General features: G+C 64.7%; 22 protein-coding genes. 7 read left to right on the top strand and 15 right to left on the bottom strand.

From position 1 onward, the window contains the following. Positions 1-17 precede the first annotated feature (17 nt). Positions 18-1640: a M23 family peptidase gene (locus tag LRP30_RS19325; protein WP_249761386.1), complete on the top strand. Its 1623-nt coding sequence runs from the start codon at positions 18-20 to the stop codon at positions 1638-1640. 95 nt (positions 1641-1735) lie between these two features. On the opposite strand, the gene LRP30_RS19320 is transcribed toward LRP30_RS19325, so the two are convergent. Together LRP30_RS19320 and LRP30_RS19315 are read right to left on the bottom strand one after the other, a co-directional pair. Then, entirely contained in the window at positions 1736-2239 is a 504-nt protein-coding gene (locus LRP30_RS19320) for a cupin domain-containing protein (protein WP_249761385.1), read from the bottom strand. 21 nt (positions 2240-2260) lie between these two features. After that, positions 2261-2740: a carboxymuconolactone decarboxylase family protein gene (locus LRP30_RS19315; protein WP_249761384.1), complete on the bottom strand. Its 480-nt coding sequence runs from the start codon at positions 2738-2740 to the stop codon at positions 2261-2263. Between the two features lie 54 nt (positions 2741-2794). On the opposite strand from LRP30_RS19315, the gene LRP30_RS19310 reads away from it, so the two are divergent. Continuing rightward, positions 2795-3325, top strand: a complete 531-nt coding sequence (locus LRP30_RS19310) for a MarR family transcriptional regulator (protein ID WP_249761383.1) — start codon at positions 2795-2797, stop codon at positions 3323-3325. On the opposite strand, the gene LRP30_RS19305 is transcribed toward LRP30_RS19310, so the two are convergent. Beyond that, positions 3322-3573, bottom strand: a complete 252-nt coding sequence (locus tag LRP30_RS19305) for a hypothetical protein (protein ID WP_128934051.1) — start codon at positions 3571-3573, stop codon at positions 3322-3324. The two genes, LRP30_RS19310 and LRP30_RS19305, sit on opposite strands and share 4 nt — an antisense overlap. A 172-nt stretch (positions 3574-3745) precedes the next feature. Between LRP30_RS19305 and LRP30_RS19300 the strand changes: the two genes are divergently transcribed. Continuing rightward, positions 3746-4975 carry a lytic murein transglycosylase gene (locus LRP30_RS19300; protein WP_249761382.1) on the top strand — a complete coding sequence of 410 codons (1230 nt, stop codon included), beginning with the start codon at positions 3746-3748 and terminating at the stop codon, positions 4973-4975. A 6-nt stretch (positions 4976-4981) separates the two neighbouring features. Here the strand turns inward: LRP30_RS19300 and LRP30_RS19295 are convergent, their stop codons facing one another. The 3 genes from LRP30_RS19295 to recJ form a co-directional block, all read right to left on the bottom strand. After that, positions 4982-5773, bottom strand: a complete 792-nt coding sequence (locus tag LRP30_RS19295) for an aldolase (RefSeq protein WP_164935127.1) — start codon at positions 5771-5773, stop codon at positions 4982-4984. Between the two features lie 96 nt (positions 5774-5869). Beyond that, positions 5870-6679, bottom strand: coding sequence for a glucose 1-dehydrogenase (locus LRP30_RS19290; protein ID WP_164935128.1), 810 nt, complete (start codon positions 6677-6679; stop codon positions 5870-5872). Between the two features lie 33 nt (positions 6680-6712). After that, the gene (recJ, locus tag LRP30_RS19285; RefSeq protein ID WP_249761381.1) at positions 6713-8554 is read right to left on the bottom strand and encodes a single-stranded-DNA-specific exonuclease RecJ; all 1842 of its coding nucleotides are present in this window, start codon (positions 8552-8554) and stop codon (positions 6713-6715) included. Between the two features lie 284 nt (positions 8555-8838). Between recJ and LRP30_RS19280 the strand changes: the two genes are divergently transcribed. The 3 genes from LRP30_RS19280 (at position 8839) to LRP30_RS19270 (ending at position 11505) form a co-directional block, all read left to right on the top strand. After that, positions 8839-9915, top strand: a complete 1077-nt coding sequence (locus LRP30_RS19280; protein ID WP_249761380.1) for a methyl-accepting chemotaxis protein — start codon at positions 8839-8841, stop codon at positions 9913-9915. Positions 9916-10304: 389 nt separating this feature from the next. Beyond that, on the top strand, positions 10305-11048 hold the full coding sequence (locus LRP30_RS19275; protein WP_249761379.1) for an SDR family oxidoreductase: 744 nt from the start codon (positions 10305-10307) through the stop codon (positions 11046-11048). Positions 11049-11088: 40 nt separating this feature from the next. After that, positions 11089-11505, top strand: coding sequence for a cupin domain-containing protein (locus LRP30_RS19270; RefSeq protein WP_249761378.1), 417 nt, complete (start codon positions 11089-11091; stop codon positions 11503-11505). 554 nt (positions 11506-12059) lie between these two features. On the opposite strand, the gene LRP30_RS19265 is transcribed toward LRP30_RS19270, so the two are convergent. The 6 genes from LRP30_RS19265 to LRP30_RS19240 all read right to left on the bottom strand — a co-directional run bounded on the left by LRP30_RS19265 (position 12060) and on the right by LRP30_RS19240 (position 18438). Then, on the bottom strand, positions 12060-13073 hold the full coding sequence (locus tag LRP30_RS19265) for a 4-hydroxythreonine-4-phosphate dehydrogenase PdxA (RefSeq protein WP_249761377.1): 1014 nt from the start codon (positions 13071-13073) through the stop codon (positions 12060-12062). Next, positions 13070-14608: a tripartite tricarboxylate transporter permease gene (locus LRP30_RS19260; RefSeq protein WP_128934061.1), complete on the bottom strand. Its 1539-nt coding sequence runs from the start codon at positions 14606-14608 to the stop codon at positions 13070-13072. The genes LRP30_RS19265 and LRP30_RS19260 overlap by 4 nt, the downstream gene beginning before the upstream one ends. 11 nt (positions 14609-14619) lie before the next feature. Further along, entirely contained in the window at positions 14620-15102 is a 483-nt protein-coding gene (locus LRP30_RS19255; protein WP_249761376.1) for a tripartite tricarboxylate transporter TctB family protein, read from the bottom strand. A 232-nt stretch (positions 15103-15334) separates the two neighbouring features. After that, a complete protein-coding gene (locus LRP30_RS19250) occupies positions 15335-16327 on the bottom strand; it encodes a tripartite tricarboxylate transporter substrate-binding protein (RefSeq protein ID WP_249761375.1) in 993 nt (330 codons plus the stop codon). A 51-nt stretch (positions 16328-16378) separates the two neighbouring features. Then, the gene (locus LRP30_RS19245; RefSeq protein ID WP_249761374.1) at positions 16379-17632 is read right to left on the bottom strand and encodes a CoA transferase; all 1254 of its coding nucleotides are present in this window, start codon (positions 17630-17632) and stop codon (positions 16379-16381) included. Positions 17633-17643: 11 nt separating this feature from the next. Continuing rightward, positions 17644-18438 (bottom strand): enoyl-CoA hydratase/isomerase family protein, encoded by a 795-nt coding sequence (locus LRP30_RS19240; RefSeq protein ID WP_249761373.1) that lies wholly within the window; start codon positions 18436-18438, stop codon positions 17644-17646. A 116-nt stretch (positions 18439-18554) separates the two neighbouring features. Here LRP30_RS19240 and LRP30_RS19235 point away from each other — a divergent pair, with 116 nt between their 5' ends. Then, entirely contained in the window at positions 18555-19220 is a 666-nt protein-coding gene (locus LRP30_RS19235; protein ID WP_249761372.1) for a GntR family transcriptional regulator, read from the top strand. A gap of 36 nt (positions 19221-19256) precedes the next feature. On the opposite strand, the gene LRP30_RS19230 is transcribed toward LRP30_RS19235, so the two are convergent. The 3 genes from LRP30_RS19230 to glpX form a co-directional block, all read right to left on the bottom strand. Next, positions 19257-19673 (bottom strand): ASCH domain-containing protein, encoded by a 417-nt coding sequence (locus LRP30_RS19230; protein WP_249761371.1) that lies wholly within the window; start codon positions 19671-19673, stop codon positions 19257-19259. A 64-nt stretch (positions 19674-19737) separates the two neighbouring features. After that, positions 19738-20457 carry a haloacid dehalogenase type II gene (locus tag LRP30_RS19225; RefSeq protein ID WP_249761370.1) on the bottom strand — a complete coding sequence of 240 codons (720 nt, stop codon included), beginning with the start codon at positions 20455-20457 and terminating at the stop codon, positions 19738-19740. A 154-nt stretch (positions 20458-20611) separates the two neighbouring features. Continuing rightward, complete coding sequence (glpX, locus tag LRP30_RS19220) at positions 20612-21613, bottom strand: class II fructose-bisphosphatase (protein WP_035703675.1); 1002 nt, start codon at positions 21611-21613, stop codon at positions 20612-20614. Positions 21614-21750 lie beyond the last annotated feature (137 nt).

The following is a 21750-nucleotide window of genomic DNA, read 5'->3' as shown; positions in this document are numbered from 1 at the left end:
CAGATCGATCGCAACAGGTGCCGCCGGGGGGCGAGACAGTGGTTGGGAACGGTTTCCGCTTCGTCTCGCAACTTCTGGCGTCGCTTTCGCTCCTCATTGCCACCCCGCTGGCTGCGGATGAATTCCGCAGCCCCTCGCTCACGGCCCTGCGCGTCGATTGGCGCGCAGCGCTGGACCAACTCCGCTCCGAGATCACCACTCGTCCCCGCGTCGCGGACGATTTCATTTTCGCACCCCGCCGTTCGGTGCCGCGCTTTGATCCGCGCGCGATGCCTGCGCTGGTGCAGCTCAACGCGATCTCCTCGCAATTCTTCACCGGTATCGCCCGCAGCCCCGTGCCCGTGCTGCTGCCGTTCGACGCCGCCGCGTATCTCGAGGCGCAGCGCAACGGTGCGCCGGCTACAACAGCGCTGTCGCGCTACCAGGCTGACTTCAATCCCGTCGACATGTTCGACGCCGGTCCCGCCGGCTACAGCGCGACCTTCTCGTTCGAACCTGGCGCCGGCGAAGGCATGCCGAGCCGGGTGTTTGCAAGGCCGGTCGAGGTGCAGATCACGGGATCGGCGCTCGTCTATGACATCGCCGATCCCTCAGGCGGCAAGGGCGAGCTGATCAAACCTCTCACAACGCTTTATCCGGACCTGCGCAGGTTCATCAGGGAAGGCTATGTGCGTTACGCCTTCACGCGTTTCGGTGTCGCCTATGTGGTGTCGGTCCAGTGCCTCGACAGCGTCGCAAAACCGCGGCGGCTCGCCTGCAAGGAAGCCTATCCGGTCGCAGAACGCTTCCTGAAGGCGCTGCGGGTCGCCGGGGGGCAACGGATGCGGCCTCTGATGGATGTTGCCTCCAACATCCTCGATCGTCCTGCCGCGCGTTCGCCGGATTTCAGCTATCGGCCGAGCGGCGACATCATCCCGAATACGGGTTATCGCAAGCAAGGCGGCCATCCCGACGTGATGGCATATGCGCAGATCCGCTTTCCGCTCGAAAAGACGCCGGCCTTCGTACGCTCGCAATCCTACAGCAAGCGTGACAAGAGCGACGACCCGACCGTCTATCCCTGGCGCGACAATTTCTGCGAGTCCCGCAGCTTCGAGGTCTGGCAGTGCGCCGGCGGATACGGCCACCAGGGCGAGGACATTCGCGCCGCCGATTGCCCGCCGCCCGGAGAAGGGCGCGAGCCCTGCGATCCCAAGCAGCGCGGTGTCGTCGCCGTGCGCGACGCGATCGTAATCCGCAACGCCAAGGACCAGGCAGCGACGCTGCAAGTCAACAGCCGGACCGAACACATCCGCTTCCGCTACATGCACATGAACCCGCAGGCGATGAACGCCGATGGCCTGGTCAACGGCCGCATCGTCAGCGAAGGCGAGAAGATCGGCGTGGTCTCGAACTATCTCGACCATCCCGCCGGCACCTCGATGCACCTGCACTTCGATGTGCAGGTGTTCACCCGCGACGGCTGGATCTGGGTCAGCCCCTACATCACGCTGGTCTCGGCCTATGAGCGCCTGATCCGCGCCCGCGGCCGCGAGGTCGGCCCGGAGATCGCAGGCGCTCCGCAGCCCGTTGCACACACGCTGCCCGAGGACGTGATCAAGCCGGACCTGCGCGAGGGATCGAGCGGCGAGGAGAATTGAGCAACTCGTGCAAACGGATTGCTCTCACCACACATTCGGTGTCGTCCCGGCCTAGCGCGCAATTGCGCGCGGGGGGCCGGGACGACGTTGAGGCACTACTCCAAATACGTTGTCAGCTGCGCACCCTCATCCGCCACGAACACCGCGATCAACTCTGCCGGCTCGGTTGCGCTGGCATTGGCGGATACCAGATGCGTCGAGCCCGGCGGCTCGAAGAAAGACTGGCCGACACTGAACGTCTCGACCGGGCCGCCGCCGAGCTGCGAGCGGATCTCGCCCTTGGTGATGTAGGCCGTCACCGAGCCTGCGTGACGATGCGGCCGCGAAAAACCACCCGGACCGTAGGATACGCGCACGATGGTGACGCGCTTGCCGGGGACGTTCGGTAGCGCGTAGGAGCCGATCGGCTCGACCTTGTCGAGCGGCGAACTCTGCGCAGCGGTGGCGCAGAGCGGCGCCAGCGCGCCTGACACACTGTCGATCGTCACCGGCAGCGCCTTGCCGATCGCAAGCGCGCAGGCAAGCCCTGCCACGACCGCGAGCGCCGTCGAACGTGAGGGCGTCGGACGCTGCACGGCGGAAACACTCATCGCTGTCATCGTGACCTCCCCTCAGCTTGATCAGGATGCCGCAGCAGTCGCGGCTGTCGGCCGCTTGGCCGGCGTCCAGCGATAGGCCGCACCAAACCGGTTCCAGACGTTGATCGAGGCGACCGCCGAGGTCAGGTAAGTCAGCTCGGTTTCGGAGAATTCGCGCGTTGCCTCCGAATAGACCTCCTCGCTGACGCCACCGGGGAGCAGCGTCAACGCCTCCGCCCAGGCCAGCGCCGCGCGCTCGCGCGCGGAAAAGATCGGCGCCTCGCGCCAGACCGCAACCAGATGGAGCTTGTCGACAGGAACGCCGATCCATTCCGACAGCAGGACGTGATGCTGCAGGCAGAAGGCACAGCCGTTGATCTGCGATGCGCGCAGCTTGACGAGCTCGATGAGTTGCTTGTCGAGGCCGGCGTTGGCGGCAAGCTGACCGAGCGCCAGCACCACATCATAGACGTCGGGCGCCAAGCGCTTGAAATCCTCGTATTCGCTGCGGGCGTGTGACATCGCGGTTCACCTCGTATTATTGTAAATGTTCTGATATCTTATAAGAGCTCTGATATGTCACGCAAGACCGCTGCCATCACAAGATCGAAAACCGCGCGCTCTGCGCCCGCACCTGCCGACGACGGCGCCGTGCGTATTCCTGCGCCTGGCGAAGGCAAACGCGGCGAGCAAGGCTATCTCGGCTACCTCCTGCGCCAGGCTCACGCCGCTGTCCGGCTGAAAATGGAGCGCACCCTCGCCGATCTCGGCGTGACCTCGCCGCAATTTGCGGTGCTGACCATGCTCAACGCCTATCCTGGCCTGTCCGGCGCCGACGTCGCCCGCCTCACCTTCCTGACCCCCCAGACCGTTGGCGTCATCATTCGCAACCTCGAACGCGACGGTGCGATCGCGATGACGCCGCATCCGGTCCACGGCCGCATTCAGCAATGGACGCTGACGCCGCGGGGCGCGACGCTGCTGAAGGCGTGCCGCGAGCGGGTGATCGAATTGGAGAAGCGCCTTGCTCTGGGTTTGGATGGCAAGGCGGAAACCACGATCCGGCGCTGGCTCGCCGGCATCGCGGCCGAGTTGCAGGAGGACTAGCCGCCCTTCAACACATTCTTGACCTCACCGTCGGGCCAGGATTCGCCTGCGGCAATCACCCGCACGCGGGTTCGGTCCGCGGCATTGACCAGCACGTGCGAACTCACCCGGTCACGGCTAGGCTCCAGGTGCAGATCGGTTTCGGGCTTCCAGCTCAGCGTGGTTGCAAGATCGCCGGGAAAGATCTGCCATTGCGATCCGTCGTCGAGCTCGACGACATGGCTTTCCGGATGTGCGTGAATCTTCATTCCACCCCGATTGCTATGGCGGCCGGATATTTCCTCATCTTCTCCTCCTCATTGTCGTGGAGGAATGCAGGACTGCGACAGTTTGTTCCGACGGAACGGCTGATCCGGCCGCGCGGAAATCAGGGGTCAGGAACCGACTCACGCGCGCCATGTTTCGGGCTAGAATGTGCACATGACGCACGCTGATTCCTCATCCCATCCAACGCGCCGCGCTCTGCTCCACTCGACGTTCGCTGCAGCGGCGTTGCTTGCAGTCCCGAAACGCGCTCTCGCCGCGCCTCCAGGCTTCGACGAATGGCGCGAAGCCTTTCGCGCACGGGCGATGGCCAAAGGCATTTCGGCCGCGACTTGGCAGCGCGCGATGGCGCGGGTCGAGCCGGACATGAGCGTGTTCAAGCAAATGCGCAACCAGCCCGAATTCCACGAGCAGGTCTGGCAGTACATCAACCGCCGCGTCTCCGACTGGCGCATCATCAACGGCAAGATCGCGTTGAAGAACAACGAAGCGCTGTTTGCGCGCATCGAGCGCGATTTCGGCGTCGAGCGCGGCACGCTGCTGGCTTTGTGGGGCGTCGAGTCCGCCTATGGCGATCCGCTGGTGCAGCAGAACCATATGACGCCGGTGTTTCCCTCGCTCGCCGCGCTCGCCTGGAACGAACCGCGGCGCAAGGCCTATTGGGAGACCGAGCTGATCAACGCGCTGCGCATCGTCGACAAGGGCTGGAGCACGCCGGAGCAGATGCAGGGATCCTGGGCCGGTGCAATGGGCCATTCGCAATGGATGCCGGAAGTCTGGCTCAATGTCGGCATCGACTATGATGGCGACGGCAAGGTCTCGCCCTTCGGCAAGCCCGATGACGCGCTGGGCTCGACCGCAAAATATCTCGTCAATCGTGGCAAGTGGCATCGCGGCGAGCATTGGGGCTATGAGGTGCGCGCGCCCGGCAACATGAGCGGTAACCGCACCTACGCCGCTTGGGCGTCGGCTGGTGTCACCCGTGCCGACGGCCAGCCATTCCCACAGCCGAACGCCACCGCGCAGCTGTGGACGCCTGTTACGGGCGGACCGAGCTTCCTGCTCGGATCAAATTTCTACTCGGTAAAGAGCTACAATCCCTCGATGAACTATGCGCTCGCGATCTGCCATCTCGGCGACCGTTGCCTGGGCGCGCCTCCCTTCATCCAGCCCTTCCCCGGCTCCGAACGGGCGCTGACGCTCGCCGAGGTGCAGGAGATGCAGACGCGCCTGACCAAGGCCGGCTTCGACACCGGCGGCACCGACGGCCGCGTCGGCAACGACACGATGAAAGCGGTCAAGGATTTTCAGCAGCGCGCGGGCATCACGCCGGCGGACGGATACGGCGGGCTGAAGGTTCTGGCGAAGCTGCGGCAGGGGTCGTAGGCCACCTCAGTGCCGGTACTGCGGCTCTTCCGCGTCGAGTTGGCGGCGGATGGCGGCGAGATGCAGCCGCGCGGATTCGGTATCACCTTCGCGCATCTGCCTGTAGGTTTCGGCCGCAACCGCGGGATCGACCGGCAGCACTTTTCGTCCGGTCGACATCGCCAGCACCTGCACCTCGGCTGCGCGTTCAAGGTAATAAAGATCGTCCCAGGCTTCAGCGATGGTCGGGGCCAGTACCATCACGCCGTGATGCTTCATGAAGACGATGTCGGCATCACCGACGGCAGAGGCGATCCGCGCGCCTTCGCGGTTGTCGAGCGCGAGGCCGTTATAGTCGCGGTCGACCGCGGTGCGGCCGTAGAATTTCAGGGCGGTCTGGCCAGCCCAGATCAGGGGCTCGCCCTCGGTCATCGAGAGCGCCGTCGCATAGGGCATGTGGGTGTGGAAGGCGACCTTGGCGCGCGGCAGGCGCTTGTGCATCTCGGCATGGATGTAGAAGGCGGTCGCCTCGGGCACGCCCTCGCCGTCGAGCACGTTGCCGTGGAAGTCGCAGATCAGCAGCTTTGACGCGGTCAGCTCGCGGAAGGCGTAGCCATAGGGGTTGACCAGGAAGAGATCGTCATGCCCCGGCACCACGGCCGAGAAGTGATTGCAAATGCCTTCCTCAAAACCGTTGCGCGCGGCCATGCGGAAGCAGGCGGCAAGATCCTCGCGCGCGGTGCGGATCGCATCGGTGGCGAGGTCCGGTCGGTTCGAACGATGGGGCGCGGATGAGGAAGCGTGAAGGCTGTGCGCCATAGCGAAGGACACCTCTGTCGGTCGGAAGCTTCTCGCGTTGTACAGGGGCTGCGCCTGCGCGTCAGCCCCTGCGACCGCCACCCTGCCCTGCGCGGCTCAGGCGCGCCGTGGCACGCCGCCGGCATTCATGCCGCCGTCGATGACGAGCTCGCTGCCGGTGACATAACGCGAGGCATCGGAGGCCAGATACAGCACGCCAGAGGCGATCTCCGCCGCCTGGCCGGCCCGGCCCAGCGGCGTTGCGACCTTGGCGCGCTCCTCCGGATCAATCGGCGCGTTCTGGCCGGCACCGGTCGCGCCGGTCGGGATCTTGCCCCAGATCGGCGTGTCGATGATGCCGGGATGCACCGAGTTGACGCGGATGCCGTCGCCGGCCGCCGCGCACTCCATCGCGATCGATTTCGCAAACAGCCGCACGCCGCCCTTGGTGGCCGAATAGGCCGACAGCCCGGGTGCACCGCGCAGGCCCGCCAGTGACGACATCATCACGATCGAGCCGCCACCGGTCCTGCGCATCAAGGGCAGGCAGTGCTTGACCGAGAGGAACACGCCGTCGAGGTTGATCGCGTTCTGCTTGCGCCAGTCGGCCAGCGTCATGTCGACGATTGAAGGGACAGAGATGCCGATGCCGGCATTGGCGACCATGACGTCGAGCCGGCCATAGCGCTTTCCGACCTCGGCAACGACCTCGATCCAGCGTTCCTCGCTGGTGACATCCTGCTCCAGGAAAATTGCCTTGCCGCCGGCCTTGGTGATGCGCTTGGCGAGCTCGGGGCCGCGCAGCTCGTCGATGTCGGTTGCAATAACGGTGGCGCCCTCGCGCGCGAACAGCTCGACGATGGCCTCACCGATGCCGGAGGCGCCGCCCGTCACCAGCGCGATCTTGCCCTCAACCTGCCCTGCCATGTTCACTCCCTTTCATTTTGTTGTTTGCGGCCGCTATCTGATCACGGATGGCCCCTGATCCGGTAGCGCGACGTCGACCACGCGGAATTGCACACGCTCGACGCCCTGGTAGCGATCGACCGAAAATGATCCCGCGACATGCATTTGCTGACCGCGGTTGGCGAGCAGCGCATTGCCGAGCTTCTGGCCGACCGAACGGAACGCGATGCCGTTGACGATGGCGCCGTCGCCGGATTTGAAGCGCAGCCTCAAGTGCGCCTGCCCGACCTCGTCGGCATAGACGAGCTGGTGCGCTGGCAAGGCCAGCACCGGCTCCGGATTGCCACTGCCGAACGGGCCGGCGCGGTTGAGGGTGGTCGCAAGCTCCGGCGTCACGGCGCGCGCGGAGACCGCGCCGTCGACATAGAGCTCGTTGACGTGCCGCGCCTCCGCGACATCGCGCGCCAGCGCGTTCTCCAAATAGGCGCGGAATTCGGCGAGCTTCTCCTTGCGCAGCGTCACGCCCGCAGCCATCGCGTGGCCGCCGCCCTTGAGCAGAATGCCATCAGCAACCGCCTGCCGCACCGCCTTGCCGAGATCGACGCCGGCGATCGAGCGGCCCGAGCCGGTGCCGATGCCGCCGGGCTCGAGCGCGATGGCAAAAGCAGGCCGCGAAAACTTCTCCTTCAACCGGGAGGCGACGAGGCCGACCACGCCGGGATGCCAGCCTTCGGAGGCCGTGACGATGACGCCGAGCTTGTCTTCCAGCCCTATCGAGGCGATCGCCTCGGCTTCCGCCTGAGCTTCGGCCGCCTGCTCGATGATGCGGCGCTCGCTATTGAGGCGGTCGAGCTCGGCGGCGATGCGCGCGGCCTCGACGCTGTCGCCTTCGAGCAAGAGCCGCACGCCGAGATCGGCGCGGCCGATGCGGCCGCCGGCATTGACGCGCGGCCCCAGCATGAAGCCGAGATGCCACGCCTCCGGCGGGCCGTTGAGCCGCGCCACATCCATCAGCGCAGTATGGCCGACATGGTCGCGCCGCCGCATCGCGATCAACCCTTTTGCGACGAAGGCGCGGTTGAGACCGATCAGCGGGGCGACGTCGGCGACGGTGCCGAGTGCGACGTGATGCAGCATGCCGAGCAGATCGGGCTCGGGCATCTCGGCGCGCCAGAAACCGCGCTGGCGCAGCTCGCGATTGACGGCGACCAGCGTCACCAGCACGAGGCCAACGGCGGCGAGATGGCCAAGGCCCGACAGATCGTCAGAGCGGTTCGGATTGACCAGCGCATCGACCTCGGGCAGATCGAGGCCGCATTGGTGGTGGTCGATCACGACGACGGACATGCCGAGGCGCTTCGCCTCAGCCAATGGCTCGATGCTGTTGGTGCCGCAATCGACGGTGACAAGCAGCGTCGCGCCCTTCGCAGCGAGCGCGCGCACCGCTTCGGTGTTCGGGCCGTAGCCTTCGAAGATGCGGTCGGGAATGTGGATCAGCGGATCGAGGCCGCAATGGCGTAGATGCCAGGCGAGCAGAGCCGCCGATGTCGCGCCGTCGACGTCGTAATCGCCGAAGATCGCGACCTTCTCGCCCTTCGTTGCGGCATCCGCGATCCGCTGGGCGGCGGCTTCCATCTCCGTCACCGTGAACGGGTCGGGCAGCAGTTTTCGGATGGTCGGATCGAGGAAGTCCGGCACGGTGTCGATGTCGACGCCACGGCCGGCCAGCACCCGCGCCAGCAGCTCCGGCAATTGGTGGCGCTGCACGATGGCAAGTGCCTTGGCTGCCCCGCGCCCGTCGAGCCGGTCACGCCAGAGCTTGTCGGTGAGCGAGCGCGTCACCCCCAGGAACGCCTGGGGCGCTTCGACGGGCAAGGCAGTGGCGGGTGGCGTCATGATTCGAGAGCGATCTTGGGAACTCGGGGGGCCGGACGAACACGCAAGGCGTCCGGGTCACTGGCGGATTGGCCGGCAAGCCGCCGGATTTTGCAACGGTCACCAGGCACAAAGCGGTGGATGAGCCATCCTGGCGGCACGAGGTGACTATCATTTAGGCAATCCGCAAACAGCAAATTAAGCGGGCGTTAGGCGGAATCCTCGAAAAGGAATCGTATTCGATCTGTAATTTGTTGTCCTGGGTTCATTGCAGATCAGACCTCATTGCCAAGGGAAGCTCCCCGATGTCCGCTGCGCTGGGTCTGAAAGCCAAGCCGATTGCCACTGAACCCGCTGATGATGTTTCCGACATCTCCGCGCTGATCAACCGCCTGACTGCGGAGGTCAACCAGATCGCGGTCGACAAGACCAAGGCGATCCAGCAGATCACCAACCAGATGAAGATGCTGGCCCTGAACGCGCTGATCGAGAGCTCGCGCGCCGGCGCGCAAGGCGCGGGCTTTGCGGTGGTGGCGCAGGAGGTGCGCGGCGTCGGCCAGCAGGTCGAGACCATCGCCCGCGAGCTCGAGACACAGCTGACGAAACGAACCGGCGACCTCGTCGCCTCGATCGACCGGATGAGCCAGCGCTCGCGCGGCGAGCGCATGGTCGATCTGTCACTCAATGCCATCGAGCTGATCGACCGCAATCTCTATGAGCGCACCTGCGACGTGCGCTGGTGGGCGACCGATTCCGCCGTGGTCGATTGCGCGGCTTCGCCGAGTGCGGCGGCTGTATCGCATGCCTCGCAACGCCTCGGTGTGATCCTCGGGGCCTACACCGTCTATCTCGACCTCTGGCTCTGCGACCTCGACGGCAACGTCATCGCCAACGGCCGCGCCGACCGATTCCGCGTCGTCGGCCAGAACGTCGCTCACACCAAATGGTTTCGCGAGGCGCGTTCCTTGCGCTCCGGCGACGACTACGTCGCCGGCGACGTCGAGAACCAATCGCTGCTCGGCAACGCGCAGGTCGCGACCTATTGCGCCAGCGTCCGCGCCGGCGGCCAGGCCCACGCCGCGCCGATCGGCGTGCTCGCCATCCATTTCGACTGGGAGCCGCAGGCCCGCGCCATCGTCCAGGGCGTACGCATCGGCGACAGCGACAAGGCGCGCGTGCTGCTGGTCGACTCGAATCTTCGCGTGATTGCGGCCTCCGACGGCCAGGGCATCCTCAGCGAGCGTATCTCGATCTCGCTGAATGGCCAGCGCTCCGGCTTCTATCACGACCGCACCGGTGCGCTGGTCGCATTCCATGCCACCCCGGGCTATGAGACCTATCGTGGACTCGGCTGGTACGGCGTGATCGTCTGCGGGGCGTGAGGCCCCGCAAAATCGGACGGGTAGCCAGCCAATATCAAAACTCGCAAAAACAACCCCATGCACAGTAGCAAGGGGTTGCTTTCATTGGTGTTTTCCGACGAGGCTTCCTTGCTGTTCTTAGGGGCCGCCACAACGCTTTGACACGTCGGGCAAAACACTGGCAATCTGCGATCATCGCAGGTTGTGTTCACGGCACGAGGGAATGATCCCTTAGCGGTTTTGTGAGATCGCACACCGGCTTCTGAAGCATTTTCCGGCAAGCCACGCTCGTTACAGACAAGAGCCCCGCGCCAATGGTCGCGTAGAGTCGCTTCGCATCACGCTCATCGATGTGAGAGCGCGAGTTCGCATTGGTCATCTCGCGCTCCGAAATACCGAGGAGACATGCCATGAAGATCGTCGTGATCGGCGGGACCGGATTGATCGGATCCAAGCTCGTGGCCAGGCTCAAGGAGCAGGGTCATGACGCGGTGGCCGCCTCACCGAAATCTGGCGTGAACGCCGTGACCGGGGAAGGTCTCGCTGCCACGCTGGCCGGCGCCGATGTCGTCGTCGACGTCGCCAACGCACCGTCCTGGGAGCCGGCCGCCGTGCTCGATTTCTTCCAGCGTTCGAGCAAGAATCTCGTCGCGGCAGAGGCTGCTGCGGCCGTGAAGCATCACGTGGCCCTTTCAATTGTCGGCACCGAACGGTCGCCCGACAACACCTATTTCCGTGCCAAGCTCGCCCAGGAGACCATCATCAAGTCCTCTTCGGTCCCCTACTCAATCGTGCGCGCCACTCAGTTCTTCGAATTCCTCGCCGCCATTGCCGAAACAAGCGTGATCGAGGGGAAGATCGTCGTTCCCACGGCCCAGTTTCAGCCGATCGCAGCCGATGACGTCGTTGCTCGCCTCGCGGAGGTCGCAACAGGCCAGCCGCTCAACGGCACGATCGATATCGCAGGACCTGAGAAGGCCCCCTTCAATGAATTCATCGCACGCCGCCTGAAGGCCGCCGGCGACACACGTCCCGTGGTCGGAGACCCGAAGGCGCTGTATTACGGCGCCCCCATCGACGACACATCGCTGAACCCACTCGGCGAGGCGCGGCTCGGGAAAACGCCGCTCACAACATGGCTCGCCGGCCTCTGAGACTTGTAATCACGACCATCACCGCAGTGAAGGACATCCCATGCGCAGATTGCTGATCGCTACAGCGGTTTATGCTGCCTCGTTGCTGACGGCTCATGCAGCCGAGCCGGCAGCGCCATTGGCAAAGGTAACGGTCGTGTTCGACCAGGCTCTGCCCAACGTCCCCGGCAAGAGCATGAAGGGCGTGCTGGTCGAGTATGGTCCCGGAGGCTCCTCACCCGCGCACATTCACGCCCCCTCCGCCTTCATTTATGCCACGGTCCTGGAAGGCGCGATCCGCAGTCAGGTCAATGATGGCCCCGCCAAGGTCTTTCACAAGGGAGAGAACTTTTCCGAGCGGCCCGGCGACCGCCACGCCGTCAGCGCCAATGCCAGCGATACCGAGCCTGCGAAACTGCTTGCCGTGTTCGTGGTGGACACGGCCGACAAGGAGTTGACGACGCTGATCGCGAAATAGCGCCGGATCTGCAAGCGAGGCCCACAATCGTCGTGCCAATCGACGGGTTATCGTGTACGGCACTCTTTGCCCATTCGACTGAAACCTCCGCAGAGTTCCGTGTGCAACGAAGCGCGCTCGTGCATTTGCGCGACGGTGGAACCGGCCGACGAGCCGGTCAGCGCCACTTGTCGCGCGCCCAGCACGCCCCAAATGAACGGGGTGGTCGACCGCTCGATTTCCGAAAGGCGGGACCCACCGAGGTTCTCCGCCGCGGAGACCAGCATGCCGTCACCGGCACCCACAAACGAAGCTGAGAGGTTGGCCGCCCTGCGCGCGCTCGACATCATCGATAGCGCGCCGGAAGTTGCTTAATGTTCTTTCTCAACGGCCTTAAGAGGGAATATTCGCGCAACGAAGACGGAAATCTGCCGAACGATCATTTTCTTTCCGAGTATCACCGTATCGGTGGTTCGCGATTGGCCCACGAACGCTGAGAGCGCGTTCAGTGCCGCAACCGATGATCGCGGAACGGTTTGCAGACGAGCTGCCTGGCTCGCTGACCTGATTTGCCGTCAGCTCGACTTAGCGCCGCGACGAGCCGCCATCTCCGCAGCGAGCAGCAGAGCGGCGCGGCTCGCGCCGATCGATGCGATGCCCTGCCCTGCAATGTCGTAGGCGGTGCCGTGCGCGGGCGTGCAGATCGGGAATGGAAAGCCCCCGAGCAGGGTCACGCCGCGATCAAAACCCATCAGCTTCATCGCGATCTGCCCCTGGTCGTGATACATCGTCAGCACCGCATCGAAGGCGCCGCCCTTGGCGCGCAGGAACACGGTATCGGCAGGAAACGGTCCCTCCGCGGCAATGCCCTCGCGCTGAGCGGTTGCGACCACGGGCGCAATGACATCGATCTCCTCGCGGCCGAAATTGCCACCGTCGCCGGCATGCGGATTGAGACCCGCGACGGCGATGCGCGGTCGCGCAAAGCCGGCATTGCGCATGCAGGAATCGGTCAGCTTGAGCGCGCGATGGATACGTTCGCTGGACAGTCGCCCGGCGACGTCCTTGAGGGGGATATGGGAGGTGACCCGCGCGTTCCAGAGCTGGTCCAGCACATTGAACTCGCTCGCCGCGGTCCTAAGGCCGACCACCTCGGCTGAAAATGCGATCTCGTCATCGTACTCGGCGCGGGCAAGGCGCATCGCCTGCTTGTTGAAAGGGGTGAAGCAGACGGCGTCGACGCGTCCGTCGCGGCCGAGCTCGAGCGCGTACCGGTAATTGACCAGTGCGAATTTTCCGCCGGCAAGGGTCGCGGATCCCCGCTCGACCTCCGCGGGATCGAGGTGGCAGAGATCGACAAACAGCGTCTCGCCCTCCGCCGCGCGAATGTCGGCCCCCTGCTCCACCGTCGTAAGCTCCGGCTTGATGCCGGCGACGCGCGCACCTTCGTCGAAGATGCGGCGGTCACCGATGACGACGAGCCGGCTGCGGGCGCGGATGTCGTCCTGCACCGCGAGCTTCGCCGTCAGCTCGGGGCTGATGCCGGCGGGATCTCCCATTGCCAATGCAATCAGCGGCTTTGCGCTCATATGATCACCTTTTCCTCAGCTGTCGTCCGATCGGTAGACGGCGCGGGTTTGCGCCAGAGCCGCGCGAGCTGCAGCACGAGCGGAAGCAGCAACAGTGCGATCCCGGCCACGATCAGGCACGTCACCAGCTTGTTTGCAAAGAAGATCCCGAGCGATCCCTTGGAGATCAGCATCGACTGCCGGAACGCATCCTCGGCCTTGTCGCCGATGACGATCGCGAGCACGAGCGGCGCCAGCGGATAGAACAGCTTCTTGAAGAGATAGCCGACGATCCCGAAGCCGAGCATCATGACGACGTCGAGATAGGAGTTCGACACCGAATAGGCGCCGACGACGCAGATGATCACGATCAGCGGCGCGATCACCACGAAGGGAATCCGCATCAGGGCGGCGAAGACTGGAACGGTCAGCAGCACCAGCGCGACTGCGACGATGTTGCCGACATACATCGAGGCGATCAGCCCCCAGACGAAATCCTTACTGTCGACGAACAGCATCGGCCCGGGATTGAGGCCCCAGATCATCAGCCCGCCCATCATGACCGCCGCGGTCGCCGAGCCGGGAATGCCGAGCGACAGCATCGGCAGCAGCGCGCTGGTGCCGGCGGCATGATCGGCCGTCTCTGGCGAGATGATGCCTTCGACCTCGCCCGTGCCGAAGTATCGGCCGCGGCGCGAGAAACGGCGGGCGATGCCGTAGCTCATGAAGGATGCCGCGGTCGGGCCGCCCGGCGTGATCCCCATCCAGCATCCGATCGCCGCGCTGCGCAGAAGCGCCACGCCATGCTGCGGCAGGCGGCCGACCGCGCGGAACACTTCGCGCCAGTCGATCTTGGAGGAGACTGCGCGGGCATGAAACTCCTCTTCGACGGCGACCAGCAGCTCGCCGATGCCGAACAGGCCCATCACGGCGACGACGAAGCTCACGCCCTTGACGAGTTCATCGACGCCCATGGTGAGGCGCACGCTGCCGGAGACGGTGTCGATGCCGATGGCGGCGATCGCAAAGCCGATGGCCAGTGCCACGACGGTCTTGATCGGCGCCGCACCGCCCATGCCGACGAAGCTCGCGAAAGCGAGGAAATAGACCGCAAAATACTCGGCCGGCCCGAACGCGAGCGCAACCTGCGCCACCCAGGATGCGAGGAAGGTGATCAGGATGACGCCGATCAGCGCGCCGAACGCCGCGGAGCCGAAGGCGGTCGCGAGCGCCGTGGTCGGCCGGCCGTCGCGTGCCATCGGATAGCCGTCGAAGGTGGTCGCGACCGACGACGGCTCGCCGGGAATGTTGAACAGGATCGAGGTCACCGAGCCGCCGAACAGCGCGCCCCAATACATGCTGGAGAGCAGGATGATCGCTGACACCGGCTGCATGCCGAAGGTCAGCGGCAACAGCAGCGACACTCCGTTCGGCGCACCCAGCCCCGGCAGCACGCCGACGAGAATGCCGAGCAGCACCCCGACTGCCATCAGCGCCAGATGCGGCACGGTGACTGCGATGGTGAAGCCGTGCAGGAGCTCTGCGAGATTATCCATCGGCCTCTCCGTCAGAACCCGAGCGCGGCGGCGAGCGCGCCGTGCGGCAGACTGACCTGGAACATGCGCTCGAACACGACGTAGAGCGCGAGTGCGGTCGCGCCAGCCATGGCGAGCGCGCGCGGCACGGATTGGTGTCTGGGGATCGCCAGCACCGCGAAGACATACAGCGCCGAAGCGACGTACATCCCGGCCAGCGGGATCGCGGCCACGAAGATCGCGGCCGGCACGAACAGGCCGGCGAGTCGGCGCAGCTCGATGGGCGTGATGGCGATGGGGACATTCGCCAGTGTGGCGGCCGGCAGCACGCCTCGCACCAGATTGTAGAGGCTCCCGACCACGATGATGATCCCGGTCAGGAACGGAAACGTGCCGGCGTCCACGCCCGCACTCGACCAGCCGATGCCGTTGTCGAGGCTGGAGACGACGACGGCCACACCAAAGCTGCCGGTGAGGACGGCGGTCGCAAGTTCAAGCGCGCGGCGGGAGATCATTGGGGGCTCCAGGCGAGCGGCGTGCACGGGGCGGTCGGACATGACGCACGCGTTGTCCCAGGGGTCGTCCCGGCGAAGGCCGGGACCCATACCGCGTGATCTCTCGAGGAGTGTTGGTCGTCGTACGGACGTGGATACGAGTCTTCGTCAAACTCGTCCCTGGGGTTATGGGTCCCGGCCTTCGCCGGGACGACGGCGGAATTTGTGGCACCGCCGATGCAACAGCCCCGCCTCACTTGACGAGCCAGCCCTGCTCGCCCGCGACCTGCTTGACGCGCTCGAGGTCCTCCTTGATGAATTTGTCGAACTCGGCGCCGGTCAGGAACGTGTCGACCTGGGAAGTCTTCTCGATGTAGTCCTTCCACTCCGGCGTGGCCTGCACCTTCCTCATGAGGTCGACATAGAACGCGGCCTGCTCCGGCGTGACCTTGCCGGGCAGCCACACGGTGCGCGGCTGCTCATATTGCTTGATGTCGAGGCCCTGCTCGACGCAGGTCGGAACGTCGCTCCAGCCTTCGCTCGCAGTGACCTTCGGCCCCTGCGGCAGCCGCTTCGGGCTGAACACGCAGAGCGGTCGCTGCGTGCCGCCGCGCCATTGCCCGAGGCTTTCGCTGGGATTGTTGACGTGGGAATCGAGATGTCCGCCGGCAAGCTGCACGGCGGTCTCGGCGCCGCTCTTGAAGGGGATATAAGTCAGCTTGACCTTGCCGGCCTTCTCGATCATGCGCGTCAGCACCTCGTCGGTGTCCTTGGACTGCGCACCGCCCATCTTGAATTCGCCCGATGCGGCCGCCTTGAGATAATCGCCCGCCGTCTTGTACGGCGCGTCCTGCTTGACCCAGAGCAAAAATTCGTCCTGCGCCATCGCCGCGATCGGGGTCAGATCGGTGTAGTTGAAGGCGACCTTGGAAACGAGTGGCTGCTGCCAGGCGTTCGAGGTGCCGAAGATCACCTTGTAGGGATCGCCGGCGGAGGCCTTGCCGTAGACATAGCCTTCGGCGCCGCTGCCGCCGCCCTTGTTGACAACGACGATCGGCTGCTCCGTCAGCTTGTGCTTGGTGATGATGTTCTGCACCGCGCGGGCAAGGTTGTCAGTGCCGCCGCCCGGCCCGGCAGTGGCCACGAACTCGATCGGCTTTTGCGGTTGCCAGGCCGCACACGCCGGCATCGTGCCGGCGAGCACGGTCGCGGCCGCGGAGAGCAGAAATGTTGACGTCCGACCCATGATTTCCTCCAGCTGATTTTTGTCTTTTGTTGTTGTCGTATCGAGGTCCGCTCAGGCGACGCGTTCCTGGCGTCTTCCTGCGGCCAGCACGATCGCGCCTTCTTTTTCGAGCGCTTCGATTCGTGACTGGTCGAACCCGTGCTCGGCCAGCACCTCGCCCGTGTGCTGACCATAGACCGGCGCACCTGACAGCACTTTGCCTGGGGTCTCCGAAAACTTGATGGGAAGTCCGATCGTCTTGACGGGACCGAGCGTGGAGTGCTCGACCTCGACGACCATCTCGCGCGCCAGCGTCTGCGGATCGCTGAGGGCTTCCAGCATGTCGTGCACGGGGCCGCAGGGCACGCCCTTCTCGTCCAGCGCCGCGAGCCAGTGCGCGCGGGATTTGGTGCGGAAGTGTTCGCTCAGGACCGCTTCCAGCTCTTTCAGATTGGCCATGCGGTCGGCCCCGTTAACGAAGCGCGGATCAGCGGCGAGCTCGCTGGCGCCGAGCGCCTCCAGCATCAACAGCCAATGCTTCTTGTTGGCGCCGCCGACCACGAGCCAGCCATCCGAGGCTTCGAAGGCCTGGTACGGCGCGTTGAGCGGATGGGCCGAGCCCATGGCGCGCGGCGCGGTGCCCGCGGCCAGTGCGATGGTCGATTGCCAGTAGGTCTGCACCAGGGCGGCCTCATAGAGCGAAGTCTCGACCCACTGCCCTTCGCCGGTCTTGAGACGATGCGTATAGGCGGCGAGGATGCCCATGCTCGCGAGCAGGCCGGCGGTGATGTCGGACAGCGGCGGGCCGCATTTGACGGGCGGACCGTCGGGACGTTCACCGGTGAAGCTCATGATGCCGCTCATGGCCTGCGCGACCAGATCGAAGCCGCGACGATGCTTGTAGGGACCGGTGCGGCCGAAACCCGACAGCGAGCAGTAGATCAGCGCCGGAAATTCGGCGTGCAGTGCCTCGTAGCCGAAACCGAGACGCTCCATCGCGCCGGGCGCAAAATTCTCGACCAGCACGTCGGCGCTCTTGATCAGCCGGCGCAGCACCTGCTTGCCGCCGTCGGTCTTCAGATCCAGCACGATGCCGCGCTTGTTGCGGTTCATCATCAGGAAGGAGGCCGCCTCGTCGCCGATCTTCGGCGGCACCGAATGGCGGGTGTCGTCGCCGTTCGGCCATTTCTCGATCTTGATGACGTCGGCGCCCATGTCGGCCAGCATCAGGGTGCAGGTCGGCCCTGCCATGACATGGGTGAGATCGATGACCTTGAGGCCGGCGAGTGGCCCCGACCGACGAGAGGTGGATTGCGAACTTTGCATCGGGCCCGTTCCTATTGGCCGCGCCATTGCGGGGCGCGCTTGTTGAGGAAAGCATCGAGCCCTTCGCGAAAGTCCTGGCTCGTGTAGCACATCAGGATGAGGTCTTCGCCCTCGTCCCGCGTCAGCCGCCGTTGCAGGCGCGCCACAGCCTGTTTGGTCGCATTCAGCGTCAGCGGCGCGTGACTGGCGACGAGCCGGGCCACCTCCTCAGTGCGCCGCTCGAGCGCGGCAATATCCTCGACGACTTCGCCAAGCAGCCCGACATTTGCAGCCTCCCCGGCTTCGACAAGACGTGCGGTGAAGATCAGATCCTTGACGCGCGCGGCGCCGATGAGCGCGGTGAGACGGCTGACATTGGACATCGACAGGCAATTGCCGAGCGTCCGGGCGATGGGGAAACCGATTTTGGCGCTCTTGGTGCCGATACGGAGATCGCAGGCTGCGGCGATACCCGCCCCGCCTCCGGTACAGAACCCGTTGATCGCCGCGATCGTCGGCACCCGGCACTGCTCCAGCGTGGTCAGCACCCGATCAATGCGGTTCTCGTAGTCGATGGCGTCCTCTGGCGTCTTGAATTCGCGGAACTGGTTGATGTCGGTGCCGGATGCAAAGGCCTTGTCGCCGGCCCCGCGCAGCACCAGCACCTTGATCGCATGGTCGCGGTTGGCCTCCTCGCAGATCGCGGCGAGCCGTTCGTACATCGCGAAGGTGAAGGCGTTGCGGGCCTGCGGACGGTTGAAGGTGATCCGTCCAATGCCGTCCTGGCGCTCGAAGACGAGGTCTTCTGCCTCCACTTGCAGGTCCATTTCCTCATGCCTTTCTGTTTTTTACATTTTTGAATGCAAAATTTGGAATTTTCAAGCAGGAACTTGCAAATATCCTCACATGAGTTCATTTTTGAATGCAAATTGAGTTCAGACCCATGCTTCATGAAGAAGTCGTCGGCCGCATCCGCGCCATCCTGCTCGACGGCGAAATCCCGCCCGGCGCGCGGATTCCTGAGCGCGAGCTGTGCGAACGGCTCGAAATCTCGCGCACGCCGCTGCGCGAGGCGCTCAAGGTGCTGGCCGCCGAAGGCCTCGTGCAGCTGCTGCCGCATCGCGGCTCGCGCGCGGCGAAGCTGACTGACAAGGACATGCGCGACCTGTTCGAAGTCTGCCAGGGCTTAGAGGCCCTCGCCGGCGAGCTTGCCTGCGAGCGCATCACCGACGCGGAGATCGACGCGATCGCGGCCGCGCATGCGGTCATGGTGCAGCATTATCGCGAGGGTGATCTGATCCAGTACTATCGCGGCAACCGCGCCATTCACGAAGCCATCGTCAATGCTGCCGGAAACCCGGTGCTCGCGGGGCTTTACACCTCGGTGACCGCGCGCATCCGCCGCGCGCGCTACGTCACGCCGATGACGCCGCAGCGCTGGGCGCTCGCCGTAAAGGAGCATGATGCAATCCTGAACGCGCTGCAAAGGCGCGACGGCGCCGGCCTCGCCCACATCCTGCGTGCGCATCTACGGCACAAGCGCGAAGAGGTTTTGCAGGCGGGCTTTGCCGAAAGGGAGGGAAACGACCTCACACTGCGCATCGCGTGAGGCGTGGCCCTGAACTTCTAACATCGACCGCCGATGCTATGGATCCTGGCGTGAAACATCGCCAAAGACCTCGACGAGGCGAAAGCGCTCGCACATCAGCATCATGTCGTCGCTATATCGTCCAAGCCTACCGAAATACGCCTGATGGGCGCGGCGCCAATAGGCCAGGCTCCGGTCACCTTCACCCTCATAATATGCAAAAGCTGCGTCGACCTCATTGAAGCGCCGATATGTTACGTCGATGGATTCGATGACGCAGCGCGCCTCTCCTCGCCCGTCGACCACGACCCAGCGCTCACCGGGCGTGGACGTGTTCGGCTCGTCTTCGGTGCTGCACGTCGCGGTCTTGATGCCCTTGATAACGAGTTCGATCAATTCATCTGCGAGTGCGGGGCTGTCCCCGAACGCAAACGTCCGGAGGTTCCGATAGCGCTCGGGAATCGGTTTGCTCATAGGTCTTCAGGCCTTCAACTCCCCTCGTGCGCAAGCAGACTTTACTGGGTCATGAAGACACGGCCTAACAGCCCAGCTTATCGGCGATCCCGCCAAAATCCTTGGCGATGATGTCCCAGTTGCCGGTGGCCTCGAAATCGACCTTCTGAAGCGGACCGTATTCGGTCGGCCGCGCCACGAAGGCGGTCTTCAGCCCGTTCTTCTGCGCGGCCGCGAGATCGCCGTTGTGGGCAGCGACCATCATCACCTCTTCCGGCTTGAGACAGAGCAGGCGCGCGGCGCCGAGATAGGTTTCCGGATCGGGCTTGTAGTGCTCGAACAGCTCGGCCGACATGATGAGGTCCCACGGGAGCCCTGCAAACTTCGCCATGTTGGTGAGCAGCGCGACATTGCCGTTCGACAGCGGCGAGATCACGAATTTCGATTTGAGCCGCGTGAGGCCGGCGACGCTATCGGGCCAGGGATTGAGACGATGCCAGCCTTTGGTGAGATAGTCGAGATCGGCTTCGGTGAGGCCCTTGATCGAGAATTGATCGACCAGCTTTTCCAGCGAGCGGCGGTGCAGATCATCCAACATGACATAGCCGCGCTCGGGATGTTTGCGCACGTCATCCATCGAGGCCATGTACATGCCGCGCCAGCCGTCGACCAAAGCGGTCCAGTCGGCGCTGATGGCGCGCTGCCTGCTCCACCACATGAAATCGGTGATGAGGCTAGTGCGCCAGTCGACCACGGTGCCGAACACGTCGAAGACGAGGGCTTTGACGGCGGAGAGATCGGACATGGGCGCTTCCCGTGATGATTCTTATTGTCATTCCGGGGCGCGCAGAGCGTGAACCCGGAATCCATTTCACCTCAGACTCTGCCGCTCGATGGATTCCGGGGGCTCTCCGGGCCGCGCGTTGCGCGGTCCCGTCGCCCCGGAATGACAGGGAGCATCAATCCAAATGGAACTTCGCCAGTTCGCGGTGCTCGGCCTTGATGTAGCGCACGGTGCCGGTGACGGAGCGCATCACTACCGTCTCGGTCTCGATCACGCCATCCTTGCGGAACTTGACGCCCGACAGCAGCGAGCCCGTGGTGACGCCGGTGGCGGCGAACAGGCAGTCGCCGCGCGCCATGTCCTCGATGCCGTAGATCATCTTGGGATCGTTGACACCCATCTTGGCGGCGCGCTCGCGCTTCTCCTCGGAGTCGAGGATCAGGCGGCACTGCATCTGGCCACCGATGCAGCGCAGCGCCACGGCGGCGAGCACGCCTTCCGGCGCACCGCCGGTGCCGAGATACATGTCGACGCCGGTGTTGTCGGGGTCGGCGCAGTGGATCACGCCGGCGACGTCGCCGTCTGTGATGAGGCGCACGGCCGCGCCGGTCGAGCGCACGCTCGCGATGATGTCGGCATGGCGCGGACGGTCGAGCACAAGAACGGTGATGCCTTCCGGCTTGACGCCCTTGGCCTTGGCGAGGCGGCGGACGTTGTCGGCGGGCGAAGCATCGAGATCGACGACGCCCTTGTCGTAGCCTGGCCCGATCGCGAGCTTCTGCATGTAGACGTCGGGGGCGTGCAGCAGGGTGCCGCCATCGGCCATCGCCATGGTCGCGATCGCACCCGGCATGTTCTTGGCGCAAAGCGTGGTGCCTTCGAGCGGGTCGACCGCGATATCGACCTGGGGACCGGCATTCATGCCGACCTTCTCACCGATGAAGAGCATCGGCGCCTCGTCGCGCTCGCCTTCGCCAATCACGATGGTGCCTTCGATCGGGAGCTTGTTGAGCTCGCGGCGCATGGCGTCCACAGCGGCCTGATCAGCCTGCTTCTCGTTGCCGTGGCCGCGCAGCCGCGCCGAGGACACCGCCGCCCGCTCCGTCACCCGCACGATCTCCAGCGTGAGAATGCGCTCGAGCAACGCTTGCGGCGGGACTGAAATATGGGTCGACATTGGCTCACTCCTTTAAAACGGCTCGGCGGACACCCGTGTCCGCATCAACTCGCAACGCCCACGGTTCGTTCGAACCGTCCTCTCCGCTTGAGCATGATCTCTTTTCCGGAAAACCGCCACATGCGTTGCGCTAACGC

Source organism: Bradyrhizobium sp. C-145 (assembly GCF_023375135.1).
GTDB classification, from domain to species: Bacteria; Pseudomonadota; Alphaproteobacteria; order Rhizobiales; family Xanthobacteraceae; genus Bradyrhizobium; species Bradyrhizobium zhanjiangense.
The sequence above is the reverse complement of the archived record's forward strand: the minus strand, read 5'-3'. Positions and strand labels throughout refer to the sequence as shown.

Coding starts and splice junctions, on each gene's coding strand:
- LRP30_RS19225 (WP_249761370.1), bottom strand. CDS start 20,457: ATGTCCGATCTCTCCGCCGTCAAAGCCCTCGTCTTCGACGTGTTCGGC.
- LRP30_RS19265 (WP_249761377.1), bottom strand. CDS start 13,073: ATGAGCGCAAAGCCGCTGATTGCATTGGCAATGGGAGATCCCGCCGGC.
- LRP30_RS19300 (WP_249761382.1), top strand. CDS start 3,746: ATGACGCACGCTGATTCCTCATCCCATCCAACGCGCCGCGCTCTGCTC.
- LRP30_RS19320 (WP_249761385.1), bottom strand. CDS start 2,239: ATGACAGCGATGAGTGTTTCCGCCGTGCAGCGTCCGACGCCCTCACGT.
- recJ (WP_249761381.1), bottom strand. CDS start 8,554: ATGACGCCACCCGCCACTGCCTTGCCCGTCGAAGCGCCCCAGGCGTTC.
- LRP30_RS19240 (WP_249761373.1), bottom strand. CDS start 18,438: ATGGACCTGCAAGTGGAGGCAGAAGACCTCGTCTTCGAGCGCCAGGAC.
- LRP30_RS19310 (WP_249761383.1), top strand. CDS start 2,795: ATGTCACGCAAGACCGCTGCCATCACAAGATCGAAAACCGCGCGCTCT.
- LRP30_RS19295 (WP_164935127.1), bottom strand. CDS start 5,773: ATGGCGCACAGCCTTCACGCTTCCTCATCCGCGCCCCATCGTTCGAAC.
- LRP30_RS19305 (WP_128934051.1), bottom strand. CDS start 3,573: ATGAAGATTCACGCACATCCGGAAAGCCATGTCGTCGAGCTCGACGAC.
- LRP30_RS19235 (WP_249761372.1), top strand. CDS start 18,555: ATGCTTCATGAAGAAGTCGTCGGCCGCATCCGCGCCATCCTGCTCGAC.
- LRP30_RS19245 (WP_249761374.1), bottom strand. CDS start 17,632: ATGCAAAGTTCGCAATCCACCTCTCGTCGGTCGGGGCCACTCGCCGGC.
- LRP30_RS19315 (WP_249761384.1), bottom strand. CDS start 2,740: ATGTCACACGCCCGCAGCGAATACGAGGATTTCAAGCGCTTGGCGCCC.
- LRP30_RS19275 (WP_249761379.1), top strand. CDS start 10,305: ATGAAGATCGTCGTGATCGGCGGGACCGGATTGATCGGATCCAAGCTC.
- LRP30_RS19290 (WP_164935128.1), bottom strand. CDS start 6,679: ATGGCAGGGCAGGTTGAGGGCAAGATCGCGCTGGTGACGGGCGGCGCC.
- LRP30_RS19255 (WP_249761376.1), bottom strand. CDS start 15,102: ATGATCTCCCGCCGCGCGCTTGAACTTGCGACCGCCGTCCTCACCGGC.
- glpX (WP_035703675.1), bottom strand. CDS start 21,613: ATGTCGACCCATATTTCAGTCCCGCCGCAAGCGTTGCTCGAGCGCATT.
- LRP30_RS19230 (WP_249761371.1), bottom strand. CDS start 19,673: ATGAGCAAACCGATTCCCGAGCGCTATCGGAACCTCCGGACGTTTGCG.
- LRP30_RS19280 (WP_249761380.1), top strand. CDS start 8,839: ATGTCCGCTGCGCTGGGTCTGAAAGCCAAGCCGATTGCCACTGAACCC.
- LRP30_RS19250 (WP_249761375.1), bottom strand. CDS start 16,327: ATGGGTCGGACGTCAACATTTCTGCTCTCCGCGGCCGCGACCGTGCTC.
- LRP30_RS19270 (WP_249761378.1), top strand. CDS start 11,089: ATGCGCAGATTGCTGATCGCTACAGCGGTTTATGCTGCCTCGTTGCTG.
- LRP30_RS19260 (WP_128934061.1), bottom strand. CDS start 14,608: ATGGATAATCTCGCAGAGCTCCTGCACGGCTTCACCATCGCAGTCACC.